This is a genomic window from Mycobacterium sp. E802, from assembly GCF_001666875.1.
Classification (GTDB): domain Bacteria; phylum Actinomycetota; class Actinomycetes; order Mycobacteriales; family Mycobacteriaceae; genus Mycobacterium.
Genome location: NZ_LZJD01000003.1, coordinates 14,462 through 39,528 on the forward strand (window position 1 = coordinate 14,462; position 25,067 = coordinate 39,528).

Genomic DNA, 25,067 nt, shown 5'->3' on the forward strand with positions numbered 1-25,067 from the left:
GAGGATAAGGACCGCGGCCGCTCAGGGGGACCTTCCCTTGTGGGGAAGTCTGTTACAGCAATCCGAGCAGTTTCAGATCGCTGATGTACTTGACGATGACCTCGCGGGTGACATGCGGGATGTCCTTGTCCGGACCGATCTTCGCCTCCTGCACTGCGGCACGGAACACGTCGGTCGGGGCCATCGCACCGTTCACCGGCATCCCGGGCTGCTGGTAGTTGTGCAGCAGCGGCAGCAGCGAGGCCTGACGTTGCCTGTCGGGCAACGCCCGCAACGTGGTCTCGAAGCGGGACAACCAGTCCTGGTAGTCCGCGACCCGCTGGATCGGGTAGCCGGCCTCGATGAGCCAGTCGACGAACTCGTCCATGCCGAGGCCGTCGTCGTGCGGGTTCATCACGTGGTACGTCTCGAAGCCGTCCTGGACATGGGCGCCCAGGGTGGAGATGGCCTCGGCGATGAACTCGACGGGCAGGCCGTCGTAGTGCGAGCGCTGCCGCTCACCGTGCGCATCGAGCTGGTTGAAGGACTTCGGCGCGACACCGGTGGCGACGAGGCTGAACATCATGCGGGTGAACATGTCCGGCAGGTTCAACTGCCCGGCATAGGTGGTGTCGGCCAGGATCATGTCGCAGCGGAACACCGTCACCGGCAGGCCGGCCAGATCGTGCGCTTCACGCAGCAGAACCTCACCGGCCCACTTGCTGTTGCCGTACCCGTTTGCGTAGCTGTCGTCGACCCGCCGCGTCGCGCTGATCTCGCGGATGTCGGCATCCTCCACGAACTTTCCGGGCTCGATGCCCCCACCCACACCGATCGTCGACACGTACGCGAACGGCTTGATCCGCGTGGTGAGTGCGATCCGGATGAGCTCGGCAGTACCAAGCGCGTTGGGGCCGAACAGCTCGCTGTACGGCAGCACGTGGTTGACCAGTGCGGCCGGGTCGACGATGAAATCGACCGTGTCGGCCAGGCGCTGCCACGTCGCCGGGTCGAGGCCGAGGTCGGCCTCGCCCTTGTCGCCGGCGATCACTTCGAGATGGTCGGCGGCCAGCTCACGATAGTGCGCCAACAGCTTGGGGTCGCCGCTGTCGAAGGTCTTGTCGAGCCGTGTGCGGGCTTCCTCGTCGGACTTGGCCCGCACCAGGCAGATGACCTTGCCGTCGACCAGATCCATGCGCTCCAGCCACTCCAGGGCCAGATAGCGGCCCAGGAAACCGGTTGCGCCGGTGAGCAGTACGGTGCGGATCTCATTGACCGGGCCCGGCAGGCTCGGTGCGGCAGCCAACGTCGCGGCGTCGATGAACTTGTCCAGCGTGAGATCGGACGCGTGGACCTCGGTCGCGTTGCGACCGTGCACCGAGGTGAAGGTCGGCCGCAGATTGGTACCGGAGCGCTGTGCCTCGATGTACTCGGCGATGGTCCGAAGATCCGACGCCGGGCTGACGATCGCCGACACGGGCACCTCGACGTCGAAGATCTCCTGAAGGAGATTTCCGAAGGTCAAGGCGGACAACGAGTCTCCACCCAGATCGGTGAAGTGGGCTTCGGGCGCCAGATCGGAGGACGCGGCACCCAGTAGGGCGCCGGCCGCGCGGCTCACGGTGTCGAGCACTGGGGCCTGCGCGCCGTTGCGCCGCAACTCGCTCAGCTCGTTGGCCTGACCCTCGGCCAGGTCGGTGTAGAGCTGCTCCAACCGCTCACCGTAGTGAGCCTTCAGGTTCGGGCGGGCCAGCTTGCGGATGCCGGTCAGCAGGCCGTTCTCCAGGCTGAAAGGCGTTGTCTCCACGAGGAAATCGCGCGGAACTTCGTAGGACTGCAAGCCGGCGGCGCGAGCGGCGTCCTGCAGGGAGTCACTGATCTCCTGCTTCGACACGGTCGGATCGGTCGGCACCACGACGGCCAGCAGATACGAGCGGGCGCTGTTGCCGTAGATGAAGATCTGCCGCACCAGCGGGCTGTCGCCGAACACCGCTTCCAGCTTGGACACGGTGACGAACTCGCCCTGCGAGAGCTTGAGCACGTTGTTGCGCCGGTCGAGGTACTCGACGTGATCGGGACCGAGCTCGGCCACGATGTCACCGGTGCGGTAGTACCCGTCTTCGTCGAACATCTCGGCGGTGATTTCGGGGCGCTTGTAGTACCCGGGGAACATCTGCTCGGACTTCACCAGCAGCTCACCGCGCGGGTGCGGCCGGTCGGTGCGGAAGTAGCCCAGGTCCGGCACGTCGACCAACTTGTAGTCGATCACCGGCGGACGCTGGATCTGGCCGTCGACGAAGACAGAACCAGCTTCGGTCGAGCCGTAGCCCTCCAGCAGGTGCATGTCGAGGAGGCGCTCCACCCAGGCCTTCATCTCGGCCGAGATTGGCGCGGAACCGGTCATCGCGGAGACGAACCGCCCGCCCAGCAGGTCCTCGCGCACCTCGGCGAGCACCGCGTCTTCACTGCCACCGGAACGGTCGAGACGGCTCTGGTACTCCTGAAACAGCATGTCCCAGATGCGCGGCACAAAGCTCAGCTGTGTGGGCCGTACCAGGGCGAGGTCCTCGAGGAACGTTGAAAGGTCGCTGCGCGCAGCGAAATATGCCGCGCCGCCCGAGCTGAGCGTGCCGATCAGGATGCCGCGGCCCATGACGTGGCTCATCGGCATGAAGTTCAGGGTGATCGCGGGAAGGACGGCCTGGTTTTCATCCCAGGTGGCCTTCGACGCGAGCTGCCACATGTTGGCGACCTTGCTCTCCGGGTACATCGCGCCCTTGGGGGTGCCGGTGCTTCCGGAGGTGTAGATCAGCATGGCCAGCGGGTCGGGCTGACCCGGGGTGTACAGCGGCGCGTCGGCCAGTGAGCGTCCGCGGTCCAGCACGTCGGCCAGCGGTTCGACGATGACGCCGGTATCGGCCAGCGCCGTCTTGGCGGCGTCCAAGGCCTCACGCTGAGCATCAACTTGCGGGCGGTAGTCGAACACCACCAGGCGACGGGGAGCGGGTCCGGACTTCACCAATTCGACTGCGTCGTCGAGGAAGTCGATGCTCGCCGCGATCACGGTGGGCTCGGTCTCGGCGACGATGGGTCGCAGGGTGGTGACGGGAGCGCTGGTCTGCAGCGGCACCGACACGGCGCCGAGTTCGATGAGCGCGGTGTCGATCGTGGTGTAGTCGACGCTGGTGAAGCCGAGGATGGCGACGCGGTCGCCGGGCTTGACCGGGTGGTTGTGCCAGGCGTTGGTCACGGCCTGAATGCGGTCGCCCAGCTGGCGGTAGGTGATGGTGTCGAAGTGGGGGAGCAGCTGGGCCGAGGTGCGGCCGGCGGCGTCGGTGACGTATTCGACAGCGCGCTGTCCCAGTGCGGGGCGGTCGGCGTAGCCGGCGAGTACCCCTTTGACGATGGCGGGTAACCGGAGGTCGGGTTGAGCGACGGCGGTGTTGACGGCGTCGCTGGGACGGGCCTCGGTGAACTGCGGGTCGGTGTCATACAACGTGGTGATCCGGCGTTGCAGCCGGTCTTCGCGGGTTTCGGTGGTCATATCGGTCCCCTGAGCAAATCAAAATAACTATGGTCGGCACGTTGTTCGCGCCTACTCATTACTACGTTAGTAAAACTAATTATATTTCGAGATGCCAGCTCAGACGTTGCGAGATGCGTCACGCCCGACGCCGCCCGCCCCACTCCGGTATGAGGCGGGCGGCGTGGCGGCTAGAGCAGGCCCAGCTGCTGCAGGTCGGTGATGTACTTGACGATCACCGCCGCGCTGACATGGGGGATGTCCTTGTCCGGCCCGATCTTGGCTTCCTGCACCGCGGCCCGGAAGTGGTCGGTCGGGGCCAGGGCGCCCCGCATTGGCCGCTCGGGTTGTTGGTAGTTGTGCAGCAAGGGCAGCAGTGAAGCCTGGCGCTGCTTGTCCGGCAGGGCGCGCAGGGTGCTCTCGAAGCGCTGGATCCACTGGCCGTAGTCGGCGATGCGCTCGATCGCGTAGCCGGCCTCGATCAACCAGTCGACGAACTCGTCCATGCCGAGGCCGTCGTCGTAAGGGTTCATCACGTGGTAGGTCTCGAAGCTCTCCACGGACTGCCCACCGAGCGTCGAGACCGACTCGGCGATGAACTCCACCGGAAGCCCGTCGTAATGCGAGCGCTGGCGGTTGCCGTCGGAATCGAGTTCGTAGAACGACTTCGGCGCGATACCGCTGGCGACGAGGCTGAACATCATGCGAGTGAACATGTCCGGCAGGTTCAGCTGACCCGAGTACGTGGTGTCGGCCAGGATCATGTCGCAGCGGAACACCGCCACCGGCAGACCACACAGATCGTTGGCCTCGCGTAGCAGCACCTCACCGGCCCACTTGCTGTTGCCGTAACCGTTGGCGTAGCCGTCGTTGATCTGGCGGACCGCGCTCATCTGGCGGACATCGACGTTCTCGACGAACTTCCCGGGCTCGATCTGATCGCCCACGCCGATGGTCGACACGTAGGTGTACGGCTTGATCTTCGTGGTGAGCGCAATCTTGATCAGCTCGGCGGTGCCCAGCGCGTTGGGGCCGAACAGCTCGCTGTAGGGCAGCACGTGGTTGACCAGGGCCGCCGGGTCGACGATCAGGTCGACCTCGTCGGCCAGTCGCTGCCAGGTCGGCTGATCCAGGCCGAGGTTTTCCTCGCCCTTGTCACCGGCGATCACTTCGAGGTGGTAGGCCAGATCCTGGTAGTGCGCAAGGAGTTTCGCGTCGCCGCTATGGAAGGTGGCGTCGAGCCGGGCCCGGGCCTCCTCGTCGGACTTGGCGCGCACCAGGGCGATCACCTTGCCGTCGACGAGGTCCATGCGCTCCAGCCATTCCAGCGCCAGGTAGCGGCCCAAAAAGCCGGTGGCGCCGGTCAGCAGCACGGTCCGCACCTCGGCCGGAGCCTTGGGCAGGTTCGGCGCGGCGGCCAGGGTGCCGGCGTCGAGGAACTTGTCCAGGGTCAGATCGGCGGCGCGGACCTCGGTGGCGTCCCGTCCGTGCACCGAGGCGAAGGTCGGCCGCTTCGAACCGCTTAGCTGCGTCGCGATGTAGTCGGCGATGCCGGCCAGATCGGTGGCCGGGCTGACGATCACGCCCACCGGCACGTCGACGTCGAAGATCTCCCGGAGTAGGTTGCCGAAGGTCAAGGCGGACAACGAGTCTCCACCGAGATCGGTGAAATGGGCGTCGGGCGCCAGGTCGGCCGATGCGGCGCCCAACAGGGCGCCGGCGGCCCGGCTGACGGTCTCCAGAACCGGGGCGTCACCGGCCCGCAAGGCACGCAGCGCCCGCAGTTCACCGGCCTGTGTCTCGGCGAGGTCGGCGTAGAGCGCTTCGAGTCGATCGCCGTAGTGCGCCTTCAACTTTGGCCAGGCCAGCTTGCGGATGCCGGTCAGCAATCCGTTCTCCAGGCTGAAAGGCGTTGTCTCCACGATGAAATCACGAGGGATTTCGTAACTTTGCAGATCGGCCTCGCGGGCGACCTCCTGCAGGGATTCGGCGATCGCCCTTTTCGACACATCTGCGTCGGTGGGCACCACGACGGCCAGCAGATACGGCTGTGCGCTGTTGCCGTAGACGTAGATCTGTTGCACCAGAGGGCTGTTGCCGAAGACCGCTTCCAACTTTGCCAACGTGACGAACTCGCCCTGGGCGAGCTTGAGCACGTTGTTACGGCGGTCGACGTAGCGGAGCTGGTCCGGGCCGATCTCGGCGACGACGTCGCCGGTCCGGTAGAAGCCGTCCTCGTCGAACACCGAGGCGGTGACCTCGGGACGCTTGTAGTAGCCGGGGAACAGGTTCTCGGTCTTGAGTAGCAGCTCGCCGCGTGGGTGGGGCTGATCGGTGCTGAAGTATCCCAGGTCGGGAACGTCGACCAGCTTGTAGTCGATCACCGGCGGGCGTTGGATCACGCCGTCGAACAGTGCCATCCCGGCCTCGGTCGAGCCGTAGCCCTCCAGCAGGTGGATCCCGAGCAATTCTTCGACCCAGGCTTTGAGCTCGGCAGAGATGGGTGCCGATCCGGTCATCGCGGTGATGAACCGGCCGCCGAGCACGTTCTGCCGAACCTCGGCGAGCACTTCGGCCTCGATCGCGGCCTGGTCCTGATCGCCGTCGGCCAGGCGCTGATCAACCCGGCTCTGAAACTCGCCGTGGATCATCTCCCACACACGCGGAACGAAGTTCAGCTCGGTAGGACGAGTGAGTGCGAGGTCTTCCAGCAGCGTGGACAGATCGCTGCGCGCGGCGAAGTAGCAGGTGCCGCCGGCGGCCAGCGACGCGTAGAGGATGCCGCGGCCCATCACGTGGCTCATCGGCATGAAGCTGAGGTTGATCGACGAACTGCTCGGCCCGAACCAGGCCTTGCTGTTCCGTCGCCAGAACTTCGCCACCGCGCTCTGCAGGTACATCGCGCCTTTCGGCGCCCCGGTGCTTCCGGACGTGTAGATCAGCAACGCCAGCGGGTCGGTGTCGTCGGCCTCCGGGGTCGGCGCGGCAGGCAGCTCGTGGCCCCGGTTCAGCAGGTCGGTCAGGGTCTCGACGGCGGTGCCTGCCGCCTGAAGTCGGTCGGTGGCCGATGCCAGGGCGTCGCGATGATCGTCGACCTCGGCGTGGTAGTCGAAGACAACCACTGTGGCCGGAGCATGGGCGGTCGACGCCAGCTCGACGGCGTCGGCGAGGTGGTCGGCACTCGCGGCGATCACCTTGGGCTCGGTCTCGGCAACGATCGGGGCGAGCGCCTCGGGCGAAGAACTGGTCTGCAGGGGGACCGAGACGGCACCGAGCTGACCCAGCGCGGTGTCGATCACCGTGTAGTCGGCGCTGGTGAAGCCGAGGACGGCGACGCGGTCACCGGCGGCCACGCCGGAATCGTGCAAGGCAGCCGCCAGCGAGCGGACCCGCTCCCAGAGCTCGCCGTAGCTGATGGTGTCGAATCGGGGGAGGAGGCGAGCCGTGGTGCGGCCGGTGGCGGGCTCGACGACGAAGTCGAGTGCGCGCTCGCCGAGTGCCGGCCGCTCGGCGTAGCCCTGTAGCACGGTCTTGACGATCTCGGGCAACCGCAGCCCCGGGGCGTCGACGGCGGCGGTGACGGCGTCGCTGGGGATCGCGGCGGCAAACTGCGGGTCATCGGCGGTCAGGCCGGCGATACGGCTCGCCAAGTGCTCGTCGTGGGTATCAAAAGGCATCAAAAATTCCCTCTTTGCGGATAGCTGAAATAGGCACCGGCGCGACGTTGCGCTATCGAACTACTACGTTAGTGAAGCTAAACTTATTTCCGGAAAACCAGCTCTGCAGCTGTCAATGTGCTGTGAGTTCGGGCCGTTCCGGTCCGCGGGTCAGCGATGTGAAGCTAGGCGACCGCGGATGCGTACGTCTGTTGTCTTCGGGGTACCCGCAGGGGTGTCAAAGGAGGCATCATGACCGAATTCGATAACCGCGGCTCTCGCCTGAGGATGCGACGCAGCCGTGGCGCCGCCAGCGGCCTGTTGCTGGTTCTGCTGGGGCTCTGGGGTGCGTTGATCCCCTTCATCGGGCCGTACTTCGACTTTGCCTTCACCCCGGACCAACCGTGGGTGTGGACGTCGGCGCGCGGCTGGTTGGAAGTGCTTCCGGGCGCGGTGACCGCGCTGGGTGGCCTGCTCCTGCTGGTGTCGGGTAACCGGGCCACGGCGCATCTCGGGGCCTGGCTGGCCGTTCTGGGCGGAGCGTGGTTCGTGATCGGCCGCGCGCTGGCAGGACCGTTGGGCATCGGCGACGCCGGAATGCCGATCGCCGTCACTGACGCCAAGCGCGTGTCGCTGGAACTGGCCTACTTCTCCGGTCTGGGTGCGCTCATCGTGTTGCTGGGGGCCATGGCGGTCGGCCGGTTGTCCGTGCGCAGTGTCCGTGACGTCGAGTACGCGCGTCGCCCCGTTGCCACGACGACGGCGACGGCCGAACCCGTCGCGGTGGCCGACGCACAGCCGACCGAGGTCATGCCCGCGGGGCGCGAGCGTCGGCACTGGGGTGGGATGTTCGGCCGTCGTCACACCCACGCGCACTAGCTGTCCTCAGAGATCGCGCAGGATCAGCTCGAGCACGTCGAGCCCCTCGATGAGCAGCTCGTCGCTGATCGTCAACGGCGGTAGGAAGCGCAGCACGTTGCCGTACGTGCCGCAGGACAACACGATCACCCCCGCCCGGTGGGCGCCGGCGCACAGCGCTTTGGTCAGCTCCGGGTCGGGGGTGATGGTGCCGGGTTCGACGAGTTCGACGGCGATCATCGCGCCACGGCCGCGTACGTCGCCGATCCGGTCGTCCTCGGCTTGCAATCGGCTGAGGCGGTCCTTCATCAGCGTTTCGATCTCCCGGGCACGGGAGATGAGGCCGTCGGCCTCGATGGTTGCGATGGTGGCCAGTGCCGCAGCGCACGCGATCGGATTGCCGCCGTAGGTGCCGCCGAGGCCTGACACATGAGGGGCGTCCATGATCTCGGCGCGACCGGTCACCGCGGACAGCGGCAGACCGTCGGCGATGCCCTTCGCGGTGACGATCAGGTCGGGGTCGATGCCCTCGTGTTCGCAGGCGAACATCGCGCCGGTGCGGGCGAATCCGGTCTGCACTTCGTCGGCGATGAACACCACGCCGTTGTCGCGGCACCAGCCCAGCAGGGCGGGCAGGAAGCCCTCGGCCGGGACGATGAATCCACCTTCGCCCTGGATGGGCTCGATGATGACGGCCGCCAGATTGTCCGCGCCGATCTGTTTTTCCATCACGTCGATGGCCCGCTTGGCAGCCAGCGCGCCGTCGGTGGCCAGTTCCTTGCCGAACTCGGCGTCGCGGAACGGATAGGACAACGGCGCCCGGTAGATGTCGGGTGCGAAGGGGCCGAACCCGTGTTTGTAGGGCATGGCTTTGGCGGTCAGCGCCATCGTGAGGTTCGTGCGTCCGTGATAGGCGTGGTCGAACGCGACGACCGCCGATCGGTGGGTGTGGGAGCGGGCGATCTTGACGGCGTTCTCTACCGCCTCGGACCCCGAGTTGAACAATGCCGACCGCTTCTCACCCCGGACCGGGGTCAGCCGGTTGAGGTGTTCACAGACCGCCACATACTCCTCGTAGGGCGTCACCATGAAACAGGTGTGGGTGAACTCGGCGGCCTGTGCGGCGACCGCCTCGACCACCCGCGGCGAGGAATTGCCGACCGTGGTGACGGCGATGCCGGAGCCCAGGTCGATGAGTCGGTTGCCGTCGACGTCCTCGACGATGCCGCCGCCGGCCCGGGCGGCATAGACGGGCATGGTGTTGCCGACACCGCGGGCCACCGCGGTCACTTTGCGATCGATCAGGGCCTGGGATTTCGGGCCGGGAATCGCTGTGGCGAGGTGACGGCTCTGCTCGGGATGGCTCAACACGGCCTCCTGATACTCCATCGGCGGTGCCGGAACGAGTGTGTGTCGAGCCTAGTCGTCAGCGCCCCTGATCGGCGGCGAATGGGGTGGCCCGGGTGGGCGGCGGTATCGTGGCCTCGGTCGCCCTGACTTCTGACCCGACACGAAAGACATTGTTGACATGGATCTCGTCATTTTCCTGCCCCTGCTGATCGTCATGGGCGCTTTTATGTTCTTTGCGTCGCGTCGTCAGCGTAAGGCCATGCAGGCAACCATCGACCTGCACAATTCGCTGCAAATCGGCGATCGCATCCACACCACCTCGGGCCTGCAGGGCACGATCACCGGGATCACCGACGACAACATCGAACTGGAGATCGCCCCCGGCGTCATCACCACCTGGATGAAGCTCGCGGTGCGCGACCGCATCGAGGACGACACCGAGGATGACGGCGAGTCGGGCGCGACCGAATTGACCGAGAGCAACGGTGTCACCGACACCGACGGTCTCAAGAAAGACTGACAGCTGAGCACCCAGGCCAAGCACGTACCCTTTGCGGTGCTGACGAACTGATCTCGAGGAGACCCTAGCAACGTGGCATCGTCTTCGGCGCCGGTGCATCCTGCCCGCTACCTGACGCTTTTCCTGGTCCTTCTGATCGGCGTTTATCTGCTGGTGTTCCTCACCGGCGACAAGCAGGCCAAGCCCAAACTGGGCATCGATCTGCAGGGCGGTACCCGGGTGACGCTTACCGCGCGCACCCCGGACGGCTCAACGCCCACCAGAGAGGCCCTCAACCAGGCTCAACAGATCATCAGTGCCCGCGTCGACGGTCTCGGCGTGTCGGGCTCGGAAGTCGTCATCGACGGCGACAACCTGGTGATCACCGTTCCCGGTAACGACGGCAACGAGGCACGCAACCTCGGGCAGACCGCGCGGCTGTACATCCGGCCCGTCGCGCGCGCGATACCCGTCCAGCAGCTCAAGCAGCTCGCCGGGGAAGGCGGCGCGCCGGGATCCGGTGCGCCGGCGGCACCTGGTGCGCCGGGCGCTGCGCCTGGGCTTCCCGGTGCCCCGGCCGAAGCGCCCGTGGTACCGCCGGCCGAAGCGCCCGCCGCTCCGCCGGCAGGCGAGCCGGCTCCCGCGCCGCAGCCGCGGCCCTACCCGCAGGATCCGGCGCCGACGCCGACCGAGCCGGCCCCTGCCCCGGCGCCCGGTGAGCCCGCCCCGGCTCCGGCGCCCCCGGCCCAGCCTGACGAAGCCCAGACCCGGGCTGCGTTGATCACGCTTGCGAAGACGATTCGCCAGAGCACCAACCCCATGATGCAAATTCAGGCGATCATGGAGCGAGCCCAGAACTGCGACAAGGACGACGTGCTGGCCGGCAACGACGATCCGAAGTTGCCGCTCGTGACGTGCTCCACGGACGGGCAGACGGTCTATCTGCTGAGCCCCTCGATCATGAGCGGTGAGGAGATCGCCGACGCCACCTCCGGCCTGAACCAGCAGCAGGGCCAGTACGTCGTCGACGTCACCTTCAAGAGCGGCGGAGCCAAGATCTGGTCGGACTTCACCGCGGCGAACGTGGGTACGCAGACTGCGTTCACGCTCGACTCGCAGGTGGTCAGCGCGCCGGAGATCCGCGAGCCCATCCCGGGCGGGAACACCCAGATCACCGGTCAGTTCAATTCGGACACCGCCAAGGAACTGGCGAACGTGCTCAAGTACGGCTCGCTGCCGCTGTCGTTCGAATCCTCAGAGGCCGAGACGGTTTCGGCCACTCTCGGTCTGTCCTCGCTTCGGGCCGGCCTGATCGCCGGCGCCGTCGGTCTGGCCGCGGTGCTGCTGTACTCGCTGCTGTACTACCGCGTGCTGGGCCTGCTGGTGGCGCTGTCGCTGGTCGCCGCCGGCGCCATGGTCTTCGCCATCCTGGTGTTGCTCGGCAGGTATATCGGCTACACGCTGGACCTGGCCGGCATCGCCGGTCTGATCATCGGTATCGGTACCACTGCAGACTCGTTCGTGGTGTTCTTCGAACGCATCAAGGACGAGATCCGTGAGGGCCGATCCTTCCGATCGGCGGTACCCCGAGGTTGGGCGCGGGCCCGCAAGACGATCGTGTCCGGCAACGCCGTGACGTTCCTGGCCGCCGCGGTGCTCTACGCACTGGCCATCGGTCAGGTCAAGGGCTTCGCATTCACCTTGGGGCTGACCACCATCCTCGATGTCGTGGTGGTGTTCCTGGTGACCTGGCCGCTGGTCTACCTGGCGTCCAAGTCCCCGACGATGGCCAAACCTGCCCTCAACGGTCTCGGTGCGGTCCAACAGATCGCGCGGGAACGCCGGGCGGCTTCGCATGCGACTGCGGGACGGGGATAGCACATGGCTACAGAGAACAAGACCTCGGAGAACAAGACCTCCGAGGACACCACCGCCGAGGACGTCACGGACACCGCAGTGGAGGCGCCCAGCCTCGAATCAACGTCGGCTGCGCTGCCCAAACACGGGTTCTTCGTCCGGCTCTATACGGGTACCGGAGCCTTCGAGGTCATCGGTCGCCGCAAGCTGTGGTACCTGGTCAGCGGCGTCATCGTGGCGATCGCGATCGCCAGCATGGTGCTGCGCGGGTTCACCTTCGGCATCGATTTCGAAGGCGGGACCAAGGTCTCGATGCCATCGGCCGGTTCTGCCGGAACCGTGACGGTCCAACAGGTCGAAGACGTCTTCAACAAGACCCTTAACCGGGCACCTGAATCCGTCGTCCTCGTCGGCAGCGGCGCCTCGGCGACCGTGCAGATCCGCTCGGAAACGTTGACCAACGACGAGACCGAGAAGTTGCGCACCGCGCTGTTCGACGCGTTCCAGCCCAAGGGCACCGACGGCCAGCCGAGCAAGCAGGTGATCAGCGACTCCGCGGTGTCGGAGACCTGGGGCGGCCAGATCACCCAGAAGGCCTTGATCGCCCTGGTGATCTTCCTGGTGCTGGCTTCCATCTACATCGCCTGGCGCTATGAGCGCTACATGGCGATCGCGGCGATGGCCACCCTGGTGTTCGACCTGATCGTGACGGCCGGGGTCTACTCGCTGGTCGGCTTCGAGGTCACCCCGGCCACCGTGATCGGTCTGCTGACGATCCTGGGCTTCTCGCTGTACGACACCGTGATCGTGTTCGACAAGGTCGAGGAGAACACCCACGGCTTCGAGCACACGACCCGGCGGACCTTTGCCGAGCAGGCCAACCTCGCGGTGAACCAGACCTTCATGCGCTCGATCAACACAAGCCTCATCTCGGTGTTGCCGATCATCGCGCTGATGGTGGTCGCCGTGTGGCTGCTTGGCGTCGGCACGCTCATGGATCTGGCGTTGGTTCAGCTGGTCGGCGTCATCGTCGGTACGTACTCGTCGATCTACTTCGCCACGCCGCTACTGGTGACGCTGCGCGAGCGGACCGAACTGGTGCGCAAGCACACCCAGAAGGTGCTCAACCGTCGCGAGAAGGGCGCCAAGGCGTCGACCGGCGGCAAGGACGTCGTCGACGTGGAACCCAGCGAGACCGAGACGGTGTCGGCCGCGGTGGTGGCTGAACCCGCGCCGGACAAGCCGGCACCCGGCGCGCGTCCGGCCTCGCGGACCGGTCGTCCGTCGGGCAAGCGGAACACCCGGCGGTAAACCCGATGGTGCAGTGGCGGGCCCGGGCCCGGACGGTGGCGGCGGCGACGCTGGCCCTTGTCGTCGGTTCGGGGCTGGCGGCATGCTCGGGCAGTTCGGCTGACGAGATCGACTATGCCGTCGACGGCACACTGACCACCTACAACACCAACACCGTGGCTGGGGCCGCCTCGGCCGGCCCCCAGGCGTTCGCCCGTGCGCTGACCGGTTTCGCCTATCACGGCCCAGAGGGTCAGGTGGTCGCCGACAACGACTTCGGTTCGGTGTCGGTCGTGGGCCGGGCTCCGCTGGTGCTGGACTACGTGATCAGCGACAAGGCGGTCTATTCCGACGGCAAGCCGATCACGTGTGACGACATGGTGCTCGCCTGGGGCGCGCAATCGGGCCGGTTCCCGGGGTTCGACGCCGCCAGCCGGGCGGGTTACCGCGACATCGGTTCGGTGGAGTGTGCGCCCGGCCAGAAACGGGCCAGGGTGTCGTTCGCCCAGGACCGCGGCTTCCTCGACTACGGGCACCTGTTCGCGGCGACCTCCCTGATGCCCGCTCACGTCATCGCCGACGAACTGGGGCTCGGCGACGGGGGAGTGACGACTGCACTGCAGACCGGTGACCAGCCCACCATCGCCAAGATTGCCGAGGCGTGGAACACCGTCTGGGACCTCAAGCCCGACCTGGATCTCAAACGGTTCCCGTCCTCGGGGCCCTACCGGATCGACTCGGTGTCCGAGGACGGTGCGGTGGTTCTGGTGGCCAACGACAAATGGTGGGGGACCCCGCCGATTACCAACCGGATCGAGGTGTGGCCGCGCGGAGCCGACATCCAGGAGCGGGTCAACGAAGGCGCCTACGACGTCGTCGACATCGAGTCCGGATCGTCGGGCGTGCTCAACCTGCCCGACGACTACGTCAGCATGGAAAGCCCCTCGGCCGGGGTCGAGCAGTTGATCTTCGCGCCGGCCGGTCCGTTGGCCGCGCCGCCCGCGCGCCGGGCTGTGGCACTGTGCACGCCCCGTGACGTGATCGCCCGCAACGCCGGGGCCCCGATCGTCAACTCGCGGCTCAGCCCGGTTGCCGACGACGCGTTCAGCGCGGCCGAAAACGCCGGAGAAGCCGGACAATTCGCCGTGGCCAATCCCGGTGCGGCCCGTGCCGCGCTCAACAACAAGCCGCTGACCGTGCGCATCGGCTACCAGACACCCAACGCCAGGCTGGCGGCCACGGTCGGTGCCATCGCGAAATCGTGCGCCGCGGCGGGTATCAAGGTCGAGGACGCCGCGTCGGCCACGGCCGGTCCGGTGGCGTTGCGCAACAACGAATTCGACGCGTTGCTGGCCGGCACCGGCGGCGCCGCGGGCAGTGGATCGTCGGGCTCCTCGGCGATCGACGCCTACGCCTTCCACTCCGGCAACGGCAACAACCTGCCGAACTACGTCAACGAGCGGATCGACGGCATCATCGACGCGCAGGCCGTCACAACCGATCCGAAGGAACTGGCCCGGTTGGTGGGAGAGGGTGCGCCGATCCTGTGGGGCGACATGCCGACCCTGCCGCTGTACCGCCAGCAGCGCACCGTGCTGACGTCGAACAAGATGTACGCCGTGAGCAACAATCCGACCAGATGGGGCGCAGGCTGGAACATGGACCGCTGGAAACTGTCGACATGAGCACGTCCGGCGACGTCTCGCGGCTGATCGAGACCCTGATCCGCGAAGTTCCCGACTTCCCCGAACCCGGCGTCCAGTTCAAGGATCTGACCCCCCTGCTGGCCGATGCCAAGGGCCTGGCCGCGGTCACCGACGCGTTGGCCGCGACGGCCGCCGAAGCCGATCTGGTGGCCGGTTTGGATGCTCGGGGTTTTCTGTTGGGCGCAGCCGTGGCAACCAGGCTCGGCACCGGGGTGCTGGCCGTGCGCAAGGGCGGCAAGCTGCCGCCGCCGGTGCACAGTGCGACCTATCAGCTGGAATACGGCACAGCGACCCTGGAGATCCCGGCCGACGGAATTGACATCACCGGACGCAACGTTGTGATCGTCGACGACGTCCTGGCCACCGGCGGGACGCTGGCCGCGGCGACGCGGCTGTTGTCCGACGGCGGGGCCAACGTTCTGGGCGCGGCCGTAGTGTTGGAGCTCACGGCTCTGAACGGCCGGGCTGCCGTGGCGCCGCTGCGGGTCAGCAGTCTGCACACGGTGTGAGGGATATCCTCGAATTTTGAATGCTTGCGGGAGGTGACGATGGCCGGCGATACGGGTACGGACGCGGGTACGGGCCAGGCGGTGCAGTCGCCTCCCACTCTGCCGGTGTCCACTTCGCCGGCGACGGCGTCGCCGGAGGCCGCCAAGACCAGCGCCTCGCGTCGGGTGCGTGCGCGCCTGGCCCGCCGCATGACCGCGCAGCGCAGTGCGGTCAACCCGGTCCTCGAGCCGCTCGTCGCGGTCCATCGTGAGATCTACCCCAAGGCCGATCTGCAGTTGCTGCAGCGCGCCTACGACGTTGCCGAGCAGCGCCACTCCGACCAACTGCGCAAGTCCGGCGATCCCTACATCACCCATCCGCTGGCGGTGGCCAACATCCTGGCCGAGCTCGGCATGGACACCACCACGCTCGTCGCGGCTCTTTTGCACGACACGGTGGAGGACACCGGGTACACCCTGGAGGCGCTGACCGCCGAGTTCGGCGCCGAGGTGGGCCATCTCGTCGACGGCGTGACCAAGCTGGACAAGGTGGTGCTCGGCTCGGCGGCCGAGGGCGAGACGATCCGCAAGATGATCATCGCCATGGCCCGCGATCCCCGGGTGCTGGTGATCAAGGTCGCCGACCGGCTGCACAACATGCGCACCATGCGGTTCCTGCCGCCGGAGAAGCAGGCCCGCAAGGCCCGCGAGACTCTGGAAGTCATTGCGCCGCTGGCACATCGGCTCGGTATGGCCACGGTCAAGTGGGAGCTCGAGGACCTCTCGTTTGCGATCCTGCATCCCAAGAAGTACGAGGAGATCGTGCGGTTGGTGGCCGACCGGGCACCGTCGCGTGACACCTACCTGGCCAAGGTGCGCGCCGAGATCGGCGTGGCGCTGAGCGCGATGAAGATCAACGCGGTCGTCGAGGGCAGGCCCAAGCACTACTGGTCGATCTACCAGAAGATGATCGTCAAGGGCCGCGACTTCGACGACATCCACGATCTGGTCGGCGTGCGGATCCTGTGTGACGAGATCCGGGACTGCTATGCGGCCGTCGGTGTCGTGCACTCGCTGTGGCAGCCGATGGCGGGCCGGTTCAAGGACTACATCGCCCAGCCTCGGTATGGCGTCTACCAATCGCTGCACACCACGGTGGTCGGTCCGGAGGGCAAGCCGCTGGAGGTGCAGATCCGCACCCGCGACATGCACCGCACCGCCGAGTACGGCATCGCCGCGCACTGGCGCTACAAGGAAGCCAAGGGCCGCAACGGGGTTCCGCACAGTCACACCGCCGCCGAGATCGACGACATGGCGTGGATGCGGCAACTGCTCGACTGGCAGCGGGAGGCCGCGGACCCCGGGGAATTCCTGGAGTCGCTGCGGTACGACCTCGCGGTCAAAGAGATCTTCGTGTTCACCCCCAAGGGTGACGTGATCAACCTGCCGACCGGGTCCACGCCGGTCGACTTCGCTTACGCCGTGCACACCGAGGTCGGGCACCGGTGTATCGGGGCGCGGGTCAACGGGCGGTTGGTGGCCCTGGAGCGCAAACTCGAAAACGGTGAGGTGGTCGAGGTTTTCACCTCGAAGGCGCCCAATGCCGGACCATCGCGCGATTGGCAGACGTTCGTGGTGTCGCCGCGGGCGAAAACCAAGATCCGGCAGTGGTTTGCCAAGGAGCGCCGTGAGGAGGCGCTGGAATCCGGCAAGGACGCCATCGCCCGCGAAGTTCGCCGGGGCGGACTTCCGTTGCAGCGCTTGATCAATGCCGATTCGGTGGCGGCGCTGGCCCGCGAGCTGCGCTACACCGACGTCTCGGCGCTCTACACGGCCGTCGGCGAGGGGCATGTCTCGGCGCGCCACGTCGTGCAGCGTCTGCTCGCCCAGTTCGGTGGCGACGATGCGGCCGAGGATGAACTCGCCGAACGGTCCACCCCGGCGACCATGCCGATGCGGCAACGCAACACGGACGACACCGGTGTCGCGGTGCCCGGTGCGCCGGGAACCCTCACCAAACTGGCCAAGTGCTGCACGCCGGTACCGGGCGACACCATTATGGGTTTCGTGACCCGCGGTGGCGGGGTCAGCGTCCACCGCACGGACTGCACGAATGCGGCGTCGTTGCAACAACAGTCCGAACGCATCATCGAGGTCAACTGGGCCCCCTCACCGTCGTCGGTGTTCCTGGTCGCCATCCAGGTCGAGGCCTTGGACCGGCACCGTCTGCTCTCGGACGTGACGCGGGTGCTGGCCGACGAGAAGGTCAACATCCTCTCGGCCTCGGTGACCACCTCCAACGACCGCGTGGCGATCAGCCGGTTCACCTTCGAGATGGGCGACCCCAAACACCTCGGGCATCTACTGAGCGTGGTGCGCAACGTCGAAGGCGTCTACGACGTCTACCGCATCACGTCGGCGGCCTGACCGGCCGCTTGATCGGCGCGGGCGTCAGTCCGCGCTCACCGACAGCAGTTCGGTCTCCATCGCGGGTCGGCCGTCCGTGCCGCCGCCGGCCACCCCGGCCGCGGCGATCTTGTCGAGGGTGGCCAGCCCGGTCGTGTCGACGGTGCCGAACACGGTGTACGTCGGTGGCAACCACGAATCCTGGTACACCAGGAAGAACTGGCTGCCGTTGGTGCCGGCCCCGGAGTTCGCCATCGCCACCGTGCCGCGCGGATAGATCACCGGCCGGCGCAACGCGGGGTCGGAGAGCCGGTACTGGTTGGTCGGGTACTCGTTGGGGAACCGGTAACCGGGTCCGCCGGTGCCGTTGCCCGATGGGTCACCGCAGTGCAGCGCCGCGAGATCTCCGGTGGTCAGCCGGTGACACCGGGTGCCGTCGAAGAATCCCTGAGCGGCCAGGCTGGCGAAGTTGTTCACCGTGCACGGCGCTTTGCCGTTGGCCAGCGTCAGGCCGATGCTGCCGCGGTTGGAGACGATTCCGGCTTCGACGTTGGCCGGGTCGGTCGGCACCGCGCCGGTCCGCGGCGGTTTCACCGGCGTGGTGGCCGGTTCGGTGGTCGGCGGGTACTGGCAGTTGGCACCGAGGTTCTGCGGTGGTGCAAACGGCGGCAGGTCCGAGGCGGCCGAAGTGGTGCGGCGGTCTTGCGTCGAGACACCTTCCGCGGTGCGGGCGATGAAGACGGCGAGCATCACCAGTACCCCCACCAGCAAGATCGACAGCGCGGTCATCACGTAGCCGATGATCAGGCCCGCGATCGCCAGACCGCGGCCCTGTTCACCGCTGCGGTTGAGCTGTGAGAGCGAGATGTGTCCGAAGACAATGCCCAATGGTGCGAACACGCATGCGCACACCAGTGCGGCGACCGCCATGCCGTTGGTACGGGCCGGCGGTGGGTAACCGCCGTACGGGGGCAGGACGGTCAACGGCTCGGGGACCTAGTCGAGGGCCACGGACTTCAGCTCAACGTCGAGCGCCGGCTTGCCGTCCGGTCCACCGCCGGCCACCCCGGCCGCGGCGATCTTGTCGAGGGTGGCCAGCCCGGTCTCGTCGATCTTGCCGAACACGGTGTAGTTCGGGGGCAGTTGCGAGTCCTGGTACACCAGGAAGAACTGGCTTCCGTTGGTGTTGGGACCGGCGTTGGCCATGGCCAGTGTGCCGCGCGGATAGGTCACCGGCTGCTGCAGCGCCGGGTTGTCCGGCTGGTACTGGTTGGTCGGGTACTCGTTGGCGAACTGGTAGCCGGGGCCGCCGGTGCCCTGCCCGGTCGGGTCACCGCACTGCAGCACCGACAGACCACCCGTGGTCAGGCGGTGGCACGGGGTGTCGTTGAAGTAGTTCTGCGAGGCCAGGCTGGCGAAGCTGTTCACGGTGCACGGCGCCTTGGCGTTGTCCAGTTGCAGGCCGATGTTGCCCTGGGTGGTGACCATGCTGACGCTCACCGTGGCCGGATCGGTGGGAACCTTGCCGGTGCGCGGCGGCTCCACCTGCTTGCTGGCCGCGGCGGCCGGCGGGTACTGGCAGTTGGCGCCGAGGTCGGCGGGTGCGACGAAGGGCGGCAACTGGCCGTCGGCGGCAGGCTGGGCGGGGGCTCCCGAGGACGCGGTGGTGGAGTCCGCCGAGGCGGTGGTACTGCCCGAATCCTTGCCGGTGAACACGAACGTCGCCACGACGGCGCCGATCACGACGATGGCCGCCACCACGGACCCCGCGATGGTCACGATGCGTCGCTTGCGTTCCTGGGCGGCGCGACGCTCCAGCTGTTGCTCCAGCTTGCGTTTGGCCGTCGCACGACGTTCTTCGTTGGTCGGCACCGCGGCAGTCCTCCTCGTGTGCGGTTGGGTCGTCACGAGTCTGCCAGGCGATCGGCGGTGTGGGCTTCTCGACCCGCGGCCATGGGAAACTGGCACTGTGTTCATCACCGGATTTCCGGCCGGGATGCTGGCGTGTAACTGCTACGTCCTGGCGCAGCGGCCAGGATCCGACGCAATCGTCGTCGACCCGGGGCAGCGGGCCATGGACCGGCTGCGCCGCATCCTGGACGAGAACCGACTCACCGCGGCTGCGGTCCTGCTCACGCATGGTCATGTCGATCACATCTGGTCGGCCCAGAAGGTGGCCGATACTTATGGCTGCCCCGCCTACATCCACCCCGAAGACCGATTCATGCTGACTGATCCGATCAAAGGGTTCGGGCCCCGACTGGCGCAGCTCGCCTTCGGCGCATTGTTCTCCGAGCCCAAACAGCTCATCGAACTGGACCGCGACGGCGTAACCCTCGATTTCGGCGGCGTCGCGGTCACCGTCGACCACACGCCCGGACACACGCGCGGCTCGGTGGTGTTCCGGGTCTCCGACGGCCCGGAGAAAGCGTCGGCCGCCCAGACCGTGTTCACGGGCGATACGCTGTTCCGGTCCTCTGTGGGCCGCACCGACCTGCCCGGTGGCAGCGGACGTGACCTGCTCACCTCGATCGTGACAAAGCTGTTGGTACTCGACGACGACACCGTGGTATTACCAGGACACGGCCCGAGCTCGACGATCGGGCACGAACGCCGTACCAACCCGTTTCTCGAAGGTTTGACTCTGTGACTTCTGCATTCCAGGCGCCCAAGGGCGTGCCCGACTACCTCCCGCCGGAGTCGGCGCAATTCGTCGCGGTCCGCGACGGTCTGCTGGCGTCGGCGCGTCGCGCCGGCTACGGCGACATCGAGTTGCCGATCTTCGAGGACACCGCGCTCTTTGCGCGCGGGGTGGGGGAGTCGACCGATGTGGTGTCCAAGGAGATGTACACGTTCGCCGACCGCGGCGATCGCTCGGTGACGCTGCGGCCCGAGGGCACCGCCGGCGTCATCCGCGCCGTGATCCAGCACCGCCTGGACCGCGGCGCGCTGCCGGTCAAGCTCTGCTACGCCGGGCCGTTCTTCCGCTACGAACGTCCGCAGGCCGGCCGCTACCGTCAGCTCCAGCAGGTCGGTGTCGAGGCGATCGGCGTCGACGATCCCGCGCTGGACGCCGAGGTGATCGCGGTGGCCGACGCGGGTTTCCGGTCGTTGGGGCTAGACGGCTTCCGGCTCGAGATCACCTCGCTGGGTGACGACACCTGCCGCCCCGCCTATCGGGAGCTGTTGCAGGAGTTCCTGTTCAAGCTCGATCTGGACGAGGACACCCGGCGCCGCGCCGAGATCAATCCGCTGCGCGTGCTCGACGACAAGCGCCCGCACGTGCGGGAGATGACGGCGGACGCGCCCCTGATGCTCGACCACCTGTCCGACAGCGCCAAGGCCCACTTCGAGGTGGTGCTGGCACACCTGGATGCGCTCGGGGTGCCGTATGTGATCAACCCGCGGATGGTGCGCGGGCTCGACTACTACACCAAGACCACGTTCGAGTTCGTGCACGACGGCCTTGGCGCGCAGTCCGGAATCGGCGGCGGTGGGCGCTATGACGGGTTGATGGCCCAGCTCGGCGGGCAGGACGTTTCGGGGATCGGCTTCGGGCTCGGGGTGGACCGCACGCTGCTGGCGTTGCAGGCCGAGGGCAAGACGGTGGCCGGGGCGGGCGGGGTCGAGGTGTTCGGTGTGCCCCTTGGCGACGCCGCCAAGCTCGAGCTGGCGAAACTGGCCGCGCGGTTGCGGGCCGACGGGGTGCGGGTGGACCTGGCTTACGGTGATCGTGGGCTCAAGGGCGCGATGAAGGCCGCCGACCGCTCCGGCGCGAAGTACGCGCTGGTGGCCGGCGACCGCGACATCGACGCGGGCACCATCGGCCTCAAGGATCTCGCGACCGGGGACCAGGTCGATGTCGCCGCCGATTCCGTTGTGGCCGAGGTGCTCTCCCGCCTCGCCCGCTAACTCCCCCCGGCGGGCAGCACGTGGTCGGCGACCTTGTCGGTGCTCACGCACAGTGAGCACACGAAGGCATCGTGCGTCTCACACTTGAGCATGTCCGGGCGTTCGTAATCGTGGTGGCAGACATGGCATTTGAGATGCGCGCCGGATGGGTTGCCGAATTCGTCGAACATCGGCAGGTCGATGCCGTCGTCGGTGCGGCGCAGGTAGTACCTGCCCTTGGTGGCGACGGCGATGATCGGCGGCAACACCAGTGCCAGGCCGATCGCCACGAGCGGCGAGTACGGCCGGATGGCCTCGCCGAGTCCGCCGAAGAACGCGAGCACCGACAGCCCGGCGGCAACCAGCATCGAACCGAAACCGACGGGGTTGAACGCGTACAGCATGCCGCGGCGGAACTCGGGCTCCTTCGGTGACAGCTTGAGCAGGTACTTGTTGAACACGATGTCGCTGGCGACCACGACCACCCACGCCATGCCGCAGTTGGCATAGAAGCCCAGGATGGTGTTGAGGAAGTCGAACATGTTGGCTTCCATCAGGATCAGCGCGATCAACAGGTTCAGTCCGAGGAACACCAGACGTCCGGGATAGTGCTTGGTGACGCGGGTGAACGCATTCGTCCACGCCAGTGAACCCGAGTACGCGTTCGTGACGTTGATCTTGATCTGGCTGATCACCACGAGGACGACGGCGAGTGTCATCGCCAGCCATCCGGGCAGGAAGTTCTCGTAGATCTCCAGGAACTGGTGTACGGGCTGGTTGGCGATTCCGGCACTGTCTGCGACGTTGGCGATGAGGTAGACCGCGAGGAAGAGTCCGACGATCTGTTTGACGGCACCGAAGAACACCCATCCCGGTCCGGCCAGGATCATCCAGGTCCACCAGCTGCGCTTGTTCTCCGGCGTGAGCGGCGGCATGAAACGTAGGTAGTCATTCTGTTCGGCGATCTGGGCGATGAGCGACAGACACACACCCGCGGCCAGCAGGGTGGAGCCGAGATCGAAGCCCTTGACCCCGTTTTCGCCCTGATAGGCGAAGAACTGGCCGACCGATTCCGGATGGCTCACCACGAGATAGACGAAGGGCGCGACCATCAGGACCAACCACAGCGGCGTCGTCCAGACCTGGAGTGTGGAAAGCGCTTTCATGCCGTAGATGACGAGCGGAAAGATGACCAGGGTGGAGACCGCATAGCCCAGCGGCAGCGGGATGTGCAGGCCCAACTCGAGGCCCTGGGCCATGATCGAGCCTTCGAGGGCGAAGAAGATGAAGGTGAACGTCGCGAAGATGACGTTGGTGACGACGGAGCCGTAGTAACCGAATCCGCTACCGCGCGTGACGAGATCGAGGTCGATGTTGTAGCGCGCGGAGTAGTAGGCGACCGGGAATCCGGTGAAGACAACGACGACCGCGAAAATCAAAATGCCCCACAGCGCGTTGGTGGTGCCGTAGGAGATGCCGATGTTGGCGCCGATCGCGAAGTCGGCCAGGTAGGCGATGCCGCCGAGGGCCGAGATCCCCACCACGCGGGTCGACCATTTCCGGTAGCTGCGCGGCGCGAACCGCAAGGTGTAGTCCTCCAGGGTTTCCCTGGTGGCGTTCATGGTGTCGAGGCGGTCCTCGACGGTTTCATCCGCCGGCTTGCTGCCGAGGTCCTGTGTCATGCCGGAAAAATTAAGAGCGGCTTGTTACCTGCCGATGACGGCCGTGTTCCCAGCGTGAACAGATTTCCGACGTTGTCGGCAGGTAGATGCCGGCCACCGGCGCCGGCCTATTTGCTCCTCGCGTGCGCGGTGCCACATCTGTAACAAGGCGGTAGCGTGCACGGATATGACGAGTATGACGAATATGCGAAAAGCGACAACCACGGTCGGTGCGGCGCTGGTTCTGGCAGCTGCGGGTATGGCGGTCTCGAACGCAACGTCGTACGCGGAACCGGATGCCCAGGGCCACAAGGTCACGTACACGCTGACCTCCGGCGCACCTTACGAATTTGACCTCTACTACCTGACGGCGCAGCCGCCGAGCAAGGACGCCTACAACGCTGACGCGTACAAGTACCTGCAGAAGGCGACGGTGAACGTCGGCCCTGATGCGCCGTGGGTGTTCGAGACGACCCTCGCCGACCCGCAGTGGGCGATCTTCACGGTCGCGAGCACCACCCACGGCGGCCGGGCCCAACCCAACGCGCACTGCGAGATCGCCGTCGACGGCCAGATCGCCGTCCAGAACGACCATCCCTACAGCCCGCGCTGCCAGCTCGGCCAGTGGTGATCTGACCAATCTGGGCTGCGGTTCCCACGAACTGGGAACTGCCTTGACCGCGCGCTCGAACTGTTGTTCGATGGTCATGTGCACGACGGAGCGGTTCCGCTTCCGGTCCGAAGTGCAATTGACTGGGCAAGCGCCCTCGGCGCGCGCCGATGCCGTACCCGAAACCGCGGCATCGGCGCACCCAGTCCCGGTCGGCAGCGACACTCGGGGAATTGCTTGACATAGACATCGAACAGTTGTTCGATGACCGTATGCGGTGGGATGGCCAGGCGGTGCGCGTCGACGACGGGGCGCTGCCCGGTCTGCAGCGGCTCGGTTTCGTCCGCAGCGTGCGTACCCCCCAATTCGAAGGCATCACTTTTCACGAGGTGCTGTGTAAGTCGGCGCTGAACAAAGTGCCTGCGGCATCGATGCTGCCGTTCCGGTACACCGTCAACGGGTATCGCGGCTGCAGCCATGCCTGCCGTTACTGCTTCGCCCGGCCCACCCACGAGTACCTCGAGTTCGACAGCGGCACGGACTTCGACACCCAGGTGGTGGTCAAGACCAACGTCGCCGAGGTGCTGGCCCGCGAGTTGCGACGCCGCTCCTGGACGCGCGAGACGGTCGCGCTCGGCACCAACACCGATCCCTATCAGCGCGCCGAAGGCAGGTACGCCCTGATGCCGGGAATCATTGCGGCGCTGTCTGATTCGGGGACACCCTTTTCCATCCTCACCAAGGGCACGTTGCTGCGACGGGACCTGCCGCAGATCACCGAGGCGTCGCACCGCGTCGACGTGAGCGTCGCGGTGTCGTTGGCGGTCGGCGATCCCGAGTTGCACCGCGCGGTCGAACCCGGCACTCCCTCACCCGAAGCGCGGCTGGGCCTCATCGCGGCGATTCGCGACGCCGGGCTCTCGTGCCATGTGATGGTCGCGCCGGTGCTGCCGTATCTCACCGATTCGGTCGAGCACCTCGACGATTTACTCGGCCGGATCGCCGTGGCCGGGGCCAACAGTGTGACGGTGTTCGGTCTGCATCTGCGGGGCACGACGCGCGGCTGGTTCATGTCGTGGCTGCAGCGCGAACATCCCGAACTGCTCAACGATTACCAGCGGTTGTACCGCCGCGGCGCCTATCTGCCGCAGGACTATCGCGACACGCTGCGCCGGCGCGTGGCGCCGCTGGTTGCCCGCCACGGTTTGGCGCGCACGATGCCGGTGCCGGCTTCGGCGACTGTTCCGGAGCCGGCGGTCGCGCAGCCGACGCTGTTCTGACGTTGCTAGCCCA

Annotated in this window: 17 protein-coding genes; 11 read left to right on the plus strand and 6 right to left on the minus strand. The window is 66.7% G+C overall.

Annotated features, from left to right (window positions below):
- Positions 1-52: 52 nt before the first annotated feature.
- Both car (A5699_RS00470) and car (A5699_RS00475) read right to left on the minus strand, forming a co-directional pair.
- Positions 53-3,523 (minus strand): carboxylic acid reductase, encoded by a 3,471-nt coding sequence (gene car / locus A5699_RS00470; RefSeq protein ID WP_067763827.1) that lies wholly within the window; start codon positions 3,521-3,523, stop codon positions 53-55.
- A gap of 170 nt (positions 3,524-3,693) precedes the next feature.
- Positions 3,694-7,179, minus strand: a complete 3,486-nt coding sequence (car, locus tag A5699_RS00475; RefSeq protein ID WP_067763829.1) for a carboxylic acid reductase — start codon at positions 7,177-7,179, stop codon at positions 3,694-3,696.
- Positions 7,180-7,410: 231 nt separating this feature from the next.
- Here car (A5699_RS00475) and A5699_RS00480 point away from each other — a divergent pair, with 231 nt between their 5' ends.
- On the plus strand, positions 7,411-8,037 hold the full coding sequence (locus A5699_RS00480; RefSeq protein ID WP_067763832.1) for a hypothetical protein: 627 nt from the start codon (positions 7,411-7,413) through the stop codon (positions 8,035-8,037).
- Between the two features lie 6 nt (positions 8,038-8,043).
- Here A5699_RS00480 and gabT read toward each other — a convergent pair whose 3' ends face one another.
- Positions 8,044-9,384 carry a 4-aminobutyrate--2-oxoglutarate transaminase gene (gene gabT / locus A5699_RS00485; protein ID WP_067763900.1) on the minus strand — a complete coding sequence of 447 codons (1,341 nt, stop codon included), beginning with the start codon at positions 9,382-9,384 and terminating at the stop codon, positions 8,044-8,046.
- Between the two features lie 160 nt (positions 9,385-9,544).
- Here gabT and yajC point away from each other — a divergent pair, with 160 nt between their 5' ends.
- The 6 genes from yajC to A5699_RS00515 all read left to right on the plus strand — a co-directional run bounded on the left by yajC (position 9,545) and on the right by A5699_RS00515 (position 17,633).
- Positions 9,545-9,886: a preprotein translocase subunit YajC gene (gene yajC, locus A5699_RS00490; RefSeq protein ID WP_067763835.1), complete on the plus strand. Its 342-nt coding sequence runs from the start codon at positions 9,545-9,547 to the stop codon at positions 9,884-9,886.
- 72 nt (positions 9,887-9,958) lie between these two features.
- Positions 9,959-11,743, plus strand: coding sequence for a protein translocase subunit SecD (secD, locus tag A5699_RS00495; protein WP_067763838.1), 1,785 nt, complete (start codon positions 9,959-9,961; stop codon positions 11,741-11,743).
- A gap of 3 nt (positions 11,744-11,746) precedes the next feature.
- Entirely contained in the window at positions 11,747-13,033 is a 1,287-nt protein-coding gene (secF, locus tag A5699_RS00500; protein ID WP_067763841.1) for a protein translocase subunit SecF, read from the plus strand.
- Between the two features lie 5 nt (positions 13,034-13,038).
- The gene (locus A5699_RS00505; RefSeq protein ID WP_067763843.1) at positions 13,039-14,697 is read left to right on the plus strand and encodes an ABC transporter substrate-binding protein; all 1,659 of its coding nucleotides are present in this window, start codon (positions 13,039-13,041) and stop codon (positions 14,695-14,697) included.
- Positions 14,694-15,227: an adenine phosphoribosyltransferase gene (locus A5699_RS00510; protein ID WP_067763846.1), complete on the plus strand. Its 534-nt coding sequence runs from the start codon at positions 14,694-14,696 to the stop codon at positions 15,225-15,227. Before A5699_RS00505 ends, A5699_RS00510 begins: the two co-directional genes overlap by 4 nt.
- Before the next feature lie 39 nt (positions 15,228-15,266).
- The gene (locus A5699_RS00515; protein WP_067763902.1) at positions 15,267-17,633 is read left to right on the plus strand and encodes a bifunctional (p)ppGpp synthetase/guanosine-3',5'-bis(diphosphate) 3'-pyrophosphohydrolase; all 2,367 of its coding nucleotides are present in this window, start codon (positions 15,267-15,269) and stop codon (positions 17,631-17,633) included.
- 24 nt (positions 17,634-17,657) lie between these two features.
- Here the strand turns inward: A5699_RS00515 and A5699_RS00520 are convergent, their stop codons facing one another.
- Positions 17,658-18,542: a peptidylprolyl isomerase gene (locus A5699_RS00520; protein ID WP_082957505.1), complete on the minus strand. Its 885-nt coding sequence runs from the start codon at positions 18,540-18,542 to the stop codon at positions 17,658-17,660.
- 66 nt (positions 18,543-18,608) lie between these two features.
- Entirely contained in the window at positions 18,609-19,484 is an 876-nt protein-coding gene (locus tag A5699_RS00525) for a peptidylprolyl isomerase (RefSeq protein ID WP_067763851.1), read from the minus strand.
- Between the two features lie 97 nt (positions 19,485-19,581).
- On the opposite strand from A5699_RS00525, the gene A5699_RS00530 reads away from it, so the two are divergent.
- Both A5699_RS00530 and hisS read left to right on the plus strand, forming a co-directional pair.
- A complete protein-coding gene (locus A5699_RS00530) occupies positions 19,582-20,262 on the plus strand; it encodes an MBL fold metallo-hydrolase (protein WP_067763854.1) in 681 nt (226 codons plus the stop codon).
- Positions 20,259-21,524, plus strand: a complete 1,266-nt coding sequence (gene hisS, locus A5699_RS00535) for a histidine--tRNA ligase (protein ID WP_067763857.1) — start codon at positions 20,259-20,261, stop codon at positions 21,522-21,524. Before A5699_RS00530 ends, hisS begins: the two co-directional genes overlap by 4 nt.
- Here the strand turns inward: hisS and A5699_RS00540 are convergent.
- The gene (locus tag A5699_RS00540) at positions 21,521-23,125 is read right to left on the minus strand and encodes a cytosine permease (protein WP_197508151.1); all 1,605 of its coding nucleotides are present in this window, start codon (positions 23,123-23,125) and stop codon (positions 21,521-21,523) included. The genes hisS and A5699_RS00540 overlap by 4 nt on opposite strands.
- Before the next feature lie 235 nt (positions 23,126-23,360).
- Here A5699_RS00540 and A5699_RS00545 point away from each other — a divergent pair, with 235 nt between their 5' ends.
- Together A5699_RS00545 and A5699_RS00550 are read left to right on the plus strand one after the other, a co-directional pair.
- A complete protein-coding gene (locus tag A5699_RS00545) occupies positions 23,361-23,795 on the plus strand; it encodes a hypothetical protein (RefSeq protein ID WP_067763864.1) in 435 nt (144 codons plus the stop codon).
- Positions 23,796-24,046: 251 nt separating this feature from the next.
- Complete coding sequence (locus tag A5699_RS00550; RefSeq protein WP_067763904.1) at positions 24,047-25,054, plus strand: Rv2578c family radical SAM protein; 1,008 nt, start codon at positions 24,047-24,049, stop codon at positions 25,052-25,054.
- Positions 25,055-25,067 lie beyond the last annotated feature (13 nt).

Excerpts from the sequence above, each read along its gene's own strand:
- A5699_RS00550 (WP_067763904.1), top strand. The coding sequence starts at position 24,047 with ATGCGGTGGGATGGCCAGGCGGTGCGCGTCGACGACGGGGCGCTGCCC.
- car (WP_067763827.1), bottom strand. The coding sequence starts at position 3,523 with ATGACCACCGAAACCCGCGAAGACCGGCTGCAACGCCGGATCACCACG.
- secF (WP_067763841.1), top strand. The coding sequence starts at position 11,747 with ATGGCTACAGAGAACAAGACCTCGGAGAACAAGACCTCCGAGGACACC.
- A5699_RS00505 (WP_067763843.1), top strand. The coding sequence starts at position 13,039 with ATGGTGCAGTGGCGGGCCCGGGCCCGGACGGTGGCGGCGGCGACGCTG.
- A5699_RS00520 (WP_082957505.1), bottom strand. The coding sequence starts at position 18,542 with ATGGCGGTCGCCGCACTGGTGTGCGCATGCGTGTTCGCACCATTGGGC.
- car (WP_067763829.1), bottom strand. The coding sequence starts at position 7,179 with ATGCCTTTTGATACCCACGACGAGCACTTGGCGAGCCGTATCGCCGGC.
- A5699_RS00540 (WP_197508151.1), bottom strand. The coding sequence starts at position 23,125 with ATGAACGCCACCAGGGAAACCCTGGAGGACTACACCTTGCGGTTCGCG.
- A5699_RS00545 (WP_067763864.1), top strand. The coding sequence starts at position 23,361 with ATGACGAATATGCGAAAAGCGACAACCACGGTCGGTGCGGCGCTGGTT.
- A5699_RS00480 (WP_067763832.1), top strand. The coding sequence starts at position 7,411 with ATGACCGAATTCGATAACCGCGGCTCTCGCCTGAGGATGCGACGCAGC.
- yajC (WP_067763835.1), top strand. The coding sequence starts at position 9,545 with ATGGATCTCGTCATTTTCCTGCCCCTGCTGATCGTCATGGGCGCTTTT.
- A5699_RS00510 (WP_067763846.1), top strand. The coding sequence starts at position 14,694 with ATGAGCACGTCCGGCGACGTCTCGCGGCTGATCGAGACCCTGATCCGC.
- A5699_RS00515 (WP_067763902.1), top strand. The coding sequence starts at position 15,267 with ATGGCCGGCGATACGGGTACGGACGCGGGTACGGGCCAGGCGGTGCAG.